This window comes from Mycobacterium timonense (genome assembly GCF_025821985.1).
Lineage (GTDB): Bacteria > Actinomycetota > Actinomycetes > Mycobacteriales > Mycobacteriaceae > Mycobacterium > Mycobacterium avium.
The window spans coordinates 288,161-296,310 of the sequence record NZ_JACKSY010000026.1 but is presented as its reverse complement, the minus strand read 5'-3'; the positions used below and the strand labels follow the sequence as shown (position 1 = coordinate 296,310).

At 65.1% G+C, this 8,150-nt stretch carries 10 protein-coding genes and 1 other RNA gene; all 11 read right to left on the bottom strand.

Translation table 11 applies throughout. The features are described 5' to 3' along the window. Positions 1 to 125: 125 nt before the first annotated feature. On the bottom strand, positions 126 to 551 hold the full coding sequence (locus H7I87_RS09655) for a hypothetical protein (RefSeq protein WP_137453421.1): 426 nt from the start codon (positions 549 to 551) through the stop codon (positions 126 to 128). Between the two features lie 44 nt (positions 552 to 595). After that, positions 596 to 931, bottom strand: coding sequence for an Imm63 family immunity protein (locus H7I87_RS09650; RefSeq protein ID WP_009978415.1), 336 nt, complete (start codon positions 929 to 931; stop codon positions 596 to 598). A gap of 185 nt (positions 932 to 1,116) precedes the next feature. Then, positions 1,117 to 1,484, bottom strand: a transfer-messenger RNA (tmRNA) gene (gene ssrA / locus H7I87_RS09645). 89 nt (positions 1,485 to 1,573) lie between these two features. Beyond that, a complete protein-coding gene (locus tag H7I87_RS09640; RefSeq protein WP_019732102.1) occupies positions 1,574 to 2,419 on the bottom strand; it encodes a maleylpyruvate isomerase family mycothiol-dependent enzyme in 846 nt (281 codons plus the stop codon). 75 nt (positions 2,420 to 2,494) lie between these two features. Continuing rightward, complete coding sequence (locus H7I87_RS09635; protein WP_073578835.1) at positions 2,495 to 3,337, bottom strand: EamA family transporter; 843 nt, start codon at positions 3,335 to 3,337, stop codon at positions 2,495 to 2,497. Next, entirely contained in the window at positions 3,334 to 3,843 is a 510-nt protein-coding gene (gene smpB, locus H7I87_RS09630; protein ID WP_003874853.1) for an SsrA-binding protein SmpB, read from the bottom strand. The genes H7I87_RS09635 and smpB overlap by 4 nt, the downstream gene beginning before the upstream one ends. Positions 3,844 to 3,845: 2 nt before the next feature. Next, positions 3,846 to 4,739, bottom strand: coding sequence for a permease-like cell division protein FtsX (ftsX, locus tag H7I87_RS09625; protein WP_003874852.1), 894 nt, complete (start codon positions 4,737 to 4,739; stop codon positions 3,846 to 3,848). Continuing rightward, positions 4,740 to 5,429, bottom strand: a complete 690-nt coding sequence (gene ftsE / locus H7I87_RS09620; protein ID WP_003874851.1) for a cell division ATP-binding protein FtsE — start codon at positions 5,427 to 5,429, stop codon at positions 4,740 to 4,742. A gap of 44 nt (positions 5,430 to 5,473) precedes the next feature. Further along, positions 5,474 to 5,974: an Rv3103c family proline-rich protein gene (locus H7I87_RS09615; RefSeq protein WP_011725807.1), complete on the bottom strand. Its 501-nt coding sequence runs from the start codon at positions 5,972 to 5,974 to the stop codon at positions 5,474 to 5,476. Continuing rightward, complete coding sequence (locus H7I87_RS09610; RefSeq protein ID WP_023861019.1) at positions 5,971 to 6,966, bottom strand: mechanosensitive ion channel family protein; 996 nt, start codon at positions 6,964 to 6,966, stop codon at positions 5,971 to 5,973. Before H7I87_RS09610 ends, H7I87_RS09615 begins: the two co-directional genes overlap by 4 nt. Continuing rightward, positions 6,956 to 8,068: a peptide chain release factor 2 gene (gene prfB / locus H7I87_RS09605; protein ID WP_011725809.1), complete on the bottom strand. Its 1,113-nt coding sequence runs from the start codon at positions 8,066 to 8,068 to the stop codon at positions 6,956 to 6,958. The genes H7I87_RS09610 and prfB overlap by 11 nt, the downstream gene beginning before the upstream one ends. Positions 8,069 to 8,150 lie beyond the last annotated feature (82 nt).

Sequence of the window (8,150 nt, the reverse complement as noted above, 5' to 3'; positions counted from 1 at the left end):
CCATCGCGATGTTCCTCTCGGTAGTGATTCTTGGTCGTTTCACCACAGAGACTCACGCGATGGCCCTCTTACGTCAGGGACCGACACGCCGCCATCACTTACACCACTCCCCGGGACGCTCCCGCTCAGATATTTGGTCCACCCATTCCTAAGACGCCTTGGTGCGCGACGGGAAAGTATTTTTGGATGCGATCTCGGACGGACTCAAGCCACTGATGCGTTGTCGGAAAATCGACCGTTCGGCTGTCGCTCATGATTTCGTCAAGCGAAACACCTTGCCTGATGGCAAAACGGGGAAGATATTGCCACTTCCCGGAACGATCGTACAAACCGATCACATTCGCAGCATCCAATGGCGCGATCATGCAATTGATTTCGCCTTCGCGCGGGGCGTCGTAGACCTGGATCTTGCAATCGTTTGACCGGAAGTAAACGACTGATGCTTTCCGTCCGTGCACATCCACGTCGCCGTACTCGTCTAGCTGGAATCCAAGCTGGATCAACAGAGGTTCCACAACGGCACGGACCCCATTCAAGAACTCTTCTCTCATTTTCGTCCATCGGTCGCACGTACCCAACTTGCTGGTAGCGAGTGTCAGAGCGGTTCACCAATGTCGGGGAGCAAGGAAATATCTTCTGGCTGACCATATCTGCGAAATAACTCCGCCGTCTCCCGGACATTTCTTTTTGCCCATTCGCTATTCAAGGCGCTTAGCACCTGGTACTCGTATTTGAAGCGTTCCGCGCGATCGCCCACCGATTTGGCCGCTTGGCCCGTGACCACGCTCTGGGTGTACCAGTACAGCAGGTCGTCGAGATTGCCCACGCGGTCGAAGCCAAGTTGTCCGCGTTCGTAGAAGGTGAAGTGATAAGAACCGTCATCGGCGACATAAACGTTCAGGCCGTCGTTGGTTCGCAAGCCGACGAGCATAGGGCGGACCCCTAGCTTTTCTGATAGCTGGTCGATCTCAGTTTGAAGTTCCACAGATCTATCGTCCAAGGCGCGGTCCGTATCTCGCGTAAGTTTCAGCAGCCCCAGCGGCCTGGAAACCGACGGCCGGGGAACCACCTCGGACGGTGCCCTTGATGCACGCGTCGGCGGGCGCAGTGTTCAAACAGTGGAGCTGCCGGGAATCGAACCCGGGTCCTACGGCATTCCCTCAAGGCTTCTCCGTGCGCAGTTCGCTATGCCTCTACTCGGATCTCCTGGTCACGCGAACAAGCCAGGATGACGATCCCAGTCGCTGTTGGTGTCCCGATGAGTCCCGCGACCGAACTCATCGGTGGATCCCTCTAGCTGACGCCAGGCTCCGGGTCGAGGGCGTTCCCGGGCTGACGGACTAGCTGTCGCTTAGGCAGCGAGAGCGTAGTCGCGCTGATGTGAATCGGCGCTTATCTATTTGCAACGACGCTTACGGTGGTCAGTTGCCTGCACCGGCACGCTTCCCTTGATTCGATGCGCGAAGTCGAAACCTTTCAGCCCCTCGCATCCCCGCCGACTTTCGGCAGGACTATCAATGGTACATGGGAATCAACCAGCGGCAACGGCATTATGTTCCCCGCCGGGCGGCGATCAGATCACGAAATTGAGGCGCGCCACGACATGGCTGGCCAGGCCTTTGTCTCCGCCGAGTTCGACGGTTTGGTCGCGGGCGGGGCACATCGGGCGCCCACCGGCGAGCCGGGTGAACTGCAGCCCGTCGCACCGGATCGTCGCGGTCGCCTGCTCGCCGGCGAAATCGTCGACCACCGTGGCGCGGCCGTCGACGCTGACCCGGATGACGCGGGCCAGCGGACCGGTGAGCTCGAACTGCACGCGGGCGCCCTGCGGGGCCTTGGCCAGCTTGCCCACGACGTAACCCATGGTGGCGGCGATCTCGTCGACGGCCAGCGACGCCGCCGGGCCGGCGAGGTCCGCGTCCGAGGGCGGCCGCCCCAACGCCACGCGGATGTCCTGCTCGTGCATCCAGCAGTCGAACACCCGGATCCGCATGAACCGGCCGTAGCTGTCCGGGCCGGTGGGCGTCATCGTCACCGCGTCCCACTCCTCGTCGGACATGCTCGTCAAGGCCGCGCGCCGATCATCGGTGATCGCGCGGAAACTTTCCAGCACGTCGGCGTCGGCGTGCGCGCTCAGATGACGCACCCAGCACTCGTTCATCGCGCCGATGTCGTTGCGCACATGCTCCAGCGCCGAGACGTCGACGTCGGGTTCGGGTGCGGCGATGCCGGCGAGGAAGGACTCGGTGCCGATCATGTGCGACACCACGGCCTTGACGTCCCAGCCCGGCAGCGGACTCGGCGCGCGCCATTGGGTCTCGGACAAGCCGGCCAACAGCGCATCGATGTCGTCCCAGACGGCGAAAAGGCCGGTCAGCACGGCGGACTTGTCGAGCCTGGTGACGAGACGATCGGCCATGGTCACCGATCGTAGGCCGCGGGACTCGCCGCCGACACCGACCGTCGGGCCGACGCGTTAGACCGACACCAACCGTCAGGCCGACGCGATCATCGCCACCGACCCCATGGCCAGCACCATGCCGATGCCCTGCCAGCGGGTCACCCGCTCACGCAGCACCACCATCGCCAACACCACCGTCGCGGCGGGATACAACGAGATCAGGATGCTGGCCAGGGACAGCAGCCAGGTGTGCAGCGCGGCCAGCATGGTGATGTTGGCGAAGATGTCCAGCACGGCCACCGCCACCGCCAACCGCAACGGCCGGCCACGCGGCATCTTCAGGTTCTGGCTCGTTCCGGCCATCGCGAACACCACCAGGCTGGCGGCCACCCGGGCGAAGACCAGCGGCCAGAGTTTGCAGGCGTGCGGCGCCTGATGCAGGAACACCAGGTTCAGGCCCATCGCCGAACCCGCAACTACTGTGAGCCAGGCCACTTTTGGGGTGAACCGATACGGCGTCCCCTCGGCGGGGGCCTCGCGGCTGACCAGCATCACCGCGGCCAGCGCCAGCACGACGCCCACCAGGGCCGCCTGGCCCGGCCGCTCCCCCAACGCCATCCCGACCGCGACGGGCACCGCGGCGTTGAGCACCGCCGCCAGCGGTGAGACCACCGAGATCGGCCCGGATCCCAGCGCGGCGAAGAACGCCCACATGCCGAACGCCATGCCGATGCCATACAGGCCGCCCCACAGCAGGGCACCGGGATGAATGGGCCCGCCGACGAAGATGGCCAGCGCGCCCAGCAGCAACGTCTCGATCGGGTAGGCGACCAGCATCACGCGCAGCGCGGCTACCCGCCGAGCTGCGACGCCGCCCACGAAATCGCTGACGCCGTACGTGACGGCCGACAGCTGGGCGTAAGCGGCCCCGATCAGATCATCCCCTTTGTTCGGCGTCCCAGTTGACGAACGACTTCGCGCTGTGCGTCGCGCTGGGCCAGGTCCTGGCGTTTGTCGTAAGCCTTCTTGCCGCGCGCGAGAGCGAGCTCTACCTTCACTTTGCCCTCGGAGAAGTACAGCGACAGCGGCATCAAGGCGAGGTTACCATCCCGGATCTTGCCGACCAGTCTGTCGATTTGTTGCCTATGTAACAACAACTTTCGGTTCCGGCGTGGGTCGTGATTGGTCCAGCTACCGTGTTGATACTCCGGGATGTACAAGTTGCGCAACCAGACTTCACCGTCGTCGATCGTTGCGAACGCGTCAGCTAACGACGCTTGGCCCTCCCGCAGGCTTTTGACCTCGGTTCCTTGCAACGCCACCCCGGCCTCGTACGTTTCGATGATCGAATAGTTGTGCCGCGCTTTGCGATTGGTGGCAATGATCTGTTTGCTGCCACCTTTGCCGCCCGCCGCTTTGGCCCGGCCGGAACCCTTGGCCACAGCTACCGCCGGATGTAGAGGCGCAGGGTGGCGTAGGCGGTCAGGCCGGCGATCGACACGCCGAGCACGAACAGCCACGGCGAGATGTAGAGGATGTCGGCATAGTCGACCTTGGCGATCAAATGTGCTTGGTAGAACTGGCTCAGCGCGTTGTCCAGGAACCAGGCCCGCACCAGAATCAAGCCGACCACCGCGATGGCCACACCGATGGCCGCGGCCAGCATCGCCTCCACCAGGAACGGCAGCTGGGTGTACCAGCGGCTCGCGCCGACCAGCCGCATGATCCCGATCTCGGTGCGCCGGGTGTGCGCCGCGACCTGGACCATGTTGGCAATGAGCAGGATCGCGCCGACGGCCTGCACCAGCGCGACCGCGAACGCGGCGTTACGCAGCCCGTCCAGCACCGCGAACAGCCGGTCGATCAGATCCTTCTCGTTGAGCAGGCTGCGCACCCCGGGCTGGCCCTGCATCGCGGCGTCGAATTCCGCGTGCTGCTCGGGGTTGTTCAGTTTGACGATGAACGACGCCGGAAACGAGTCCTTGCCGGCGACGTCCTTGAACTCCGGGAACTTCTTGATGGCGTCGTTGTAGGCGTCCTGCCGGTTGACGAACCGCACCGATTTGACGTCTTGACGGGCATCGATCTTGTCCCGCAACGCCTTACACGGCGCGGATCCACAGGTCGCGTCGTTGGCGGAGATGTCGTCGGTCAGGAACACCTGCGTCTCGACGCGGTCGAGGTAGATCTCCCGGGAATTGTCGGCCAACCGGACCACCAGCAGGCCGCCGCCGAACAGGCCGATCGAGATCGCCGTCGTCAGGATCATCGCGGCCGTCATGGTGACGTTGCGGCGAAGCCCGGTCAGGACCTCATTGAGCAGGAAGCCGAAGCGCACTTACCGGTCCATCCCGTAGATGCCGCGCTGCTCGTCGCGAACCAGCCTGCCCAACGACAGCTCGACGACGCGCTGGCGCATCGAGTCGACGATGTGATGGTCGTGCGTCGCCATCAGCACCGTCGTCCCGGTGCGGTTGATCCGCTCCAACAAATCCATGATGTCCTTACTGGTGTCGGGGTCGAGGTTGCCGGTCGGCTCGTCGGCCAGCAGCACCAGCGGCCGGTTGACGAACGCGCGGGCGATCGCGACCCGCTGCTGCTCGCCACCGGACAGCTCGTGGGGCAGCCGATTGGCCTTGCCGGACAGGCCGACGGTCTCGAGCACCTCGGGCACCACCCGGTTGATCGCGTCGGTGCGTTTGCCGATCACTTCCAGCGCGAACGCGACGTTCTCGTACACGGTCTTTTGCTGCAGCAGCCGGAAGTCCTGGAACACGGTGCCGATCACCTGGCGCAGCTTCGGAATGTGGCGGCCGCGCAGCTTGTTGACGTGGAACTTCGATACCCGGATGTCGCCGGTGGTCGGGTTCTCCTCGCCGAGCAGCAGCCGCATGAACGTCGACTTACCCGAACCCGACGGGCCGATCAGGAAGACGAATTCACCCTTGTCGATCTTGACGTTGACGTCCTCCAGCGCCGGGCGCGCCGACGCTTTGTATTTCTTGGTGACGTGGTCCAGGGTGATCATCACGGCACGCCAGTGTAGCGGTGAATTTCGCTGGCAAGCGAAAGTCAACTGGCCGGTGGTGGCGACGTCGGCGTGGGACCCGGCCCGGGCTGAGGTTGCTCCGGAGCGGGCGTGGACGGCGTGGTACTGGGCGGGCAGAACGGCGCCGGAAGGATGCACGGCAGCTTCGGCAACTGGAACGGCGGCGTCGTTGTCGTCGTTGTGGTGGTCGTCACCGGCGGTGGCGGGGGCGGTGGCGGCGGCGTGCTGGTCGGGGTCGGCGTGTAGGTGACGGTGGCCGGCGGCTGCTGCAGCCGGCTGCGCGGCACCCAGGTGTAGTTGGGGTCGGGCACGAAGCCCGGCGGCACCACCTGCTGGGCCGGCGGCTTGGGCGCCGGTTCCGGGCGGTAGGTGTCGTAGACCCACCACACCAGCAGGAAGGCGACGATCAGGACGAACGTCGAGGTGCGCATCCGCCCGCCGAAGACGTACTGCGGCCAGCGGTGTTCGGCCTCCGTGTCATCGTCGTTGCCGCGCTTTTCCAGGATGTTCAGGGTGAACTTCAACGCTTCTGCACCGCACCTTGGACGTCATCGTCGGATTGCTGTTCGGCGGCCTGGGCGGCCGGCACGCTGGCGTCTTCCACCAGCCCCACCCGCGCGTCGGCCGCGGTGACGATGCCGGCACGGGCCAGCGCCCGAATCACCAGCACGCGCAGCTGCCGGCCCACCTCGAACTGCTTGCCGGGCAACGTGCGCGCCACCAACCGCAGGGTGACGGTGTCGACCTCGATGCTTTCCACACCCATCACCGTCGGCGAGTCCAACAGCAGCTGGCCCAGCACCGGGTTGTCCATCGCGCGGTCGCATTCCTGGTGCAGCACCTCGTTCACCCGGTTCAGGTCGGCGCTGGTCGACACCGGGATGTCCACCACCGCGCGCGCCCAGTCCTTGGACAGGTTGACCACCTTGACGATCTGCCCGTTGGGGATGGTCAGCACCTCGCCGTCCGGGGATCGCAGCCGGGTGACCCGCAATGTCACGTTCTCGACGGTGCCGCTGGCCTCGGTGGCGGCGACGACGGTCAGGGTGACCAGGTCCCCGAAGCCGTACTGCCGCTCGGCGAGGATGAAGAAGCCGGACAGCAGATCCTTCACCAACTGCTGGGCACCGAAACCCAGCGCGGCACCGACCACGGTTGCCGGCGCGACCAGCCCGCCCACCGAGAACTGCAGGATGCTGGCGATCTGCAGCATCACCCAGATGCCGATGATCACGACCGACACCCAGGAGATCACCGACGCCACGGCCTGACGGTGCTTGGAGGCTTCCGAGCGCACCAGCGCGTCGCTCTCAACGAAGCCGGTGGTGAGCTGGCGGCTCACCTGCAGGGCCACCCAGTTGACGAACCGGGCCGCCAGCACGGCCGCGATCAGCACCATGACGATCCGCAGACCCCTGGTGATGATCCACTCACCGAGTTCCCCCCGCCAGAAGTCATGCCAGCGGTGCGCCGCTGTCGTCATGGCTCCGGCGAGAACGCTTGTGTTATTCGTCATCTTTTCTGTTGCGCCAACGGATTCCCGCTTCCAGGAAGCCGTCGATGTCTCCGTCCAGGACGGCCGCGGGATTGCCAACCTCGTACTCGGTTCGCAGATCCTTGACCATCTGATAGGGGTGCAGCACGTAGGAGCGCATCTGGTTGCCCCACGAACTGCCACCCTCGCCTTTTAACGCGTCCAGCTCAGCGCGTTCTTCGGATCGCTTGCGCTCCAACAACTTTGCCTGAAGCACCCGCATCGCCGAGATCTTGTTCTGCAACTGCGATTTTTCGTTCTGGCAAGTCACGACGATACCCGTTGGGATGTGCGTTAAACGTACCGCGGAGTCGGTGGTGTTCACCGATTGGCCGCCCGGCCCGCTGGAGCGGTAAACGTCAACGCGCACATCGCCTTCCGGGATGTCGATGTGGTCGGTGGTCTCCACCACCGGCAGCACCTCGACTTCGGCGAACGACGTCTGACGCCGGCTCTGGTTGTCGAACGGGCTGATGCGCACCAGCCGGTGCGTGCCCTGCTCCACCGACAGCGTGCCGTAGGCGAACGGGGCGTGCACGGCGAACGTCGCGCTCTTGATGCCGGCCTCTTCGGCGTAGGACGTGTCGAACACCTCGACGGGATACTTGTGCTGCTCGGCCCACCGGATGTACATGCGCATCAGCATCTCGGCCCAGTCGGCGGCGTCCACCCCGCCCGCGCCGGACCGGATGGTGACCAGCGCCTCGCGCTCGTCGTACTCGCCCGACAGCAGGGTGCGCACCTCGGTGGCCTCGATGTCGGCCCGCAGCGCCTTGAGCTCGGCGTCGGCCTCCGCCAGCGCCTCGGCGGCGCCCTCGCCCTCCTCCGCGGCCAGCTCGTAGAGCACCGGCAGATCGTCCAACCGCGCGCGCAGCTCCTCGATGCGGCGCAGCTCGCCCTGGGCGTGGGACAACTCGCTGGTCACCCGCTGGGCGCGGGCCTGGTCATCCCACAGCTGCGGATCGGACGCCTCGTGCTCGAGCTTCTCGATGCGGGCGCGCAGACCGTCCACATCGAGCACCCGCTCCACCGTGGTAAGGGTGGAGTCGAGGGCGGCGATGTCGGCTTGACGGTCGGGTTCCACAGCCGACAACGTTACCGGGGACCGCCAAGCGGCCCCGCCACCGGCGAGTGCTGAGGTCACGACCAGCGGTCATGCGTTTAGA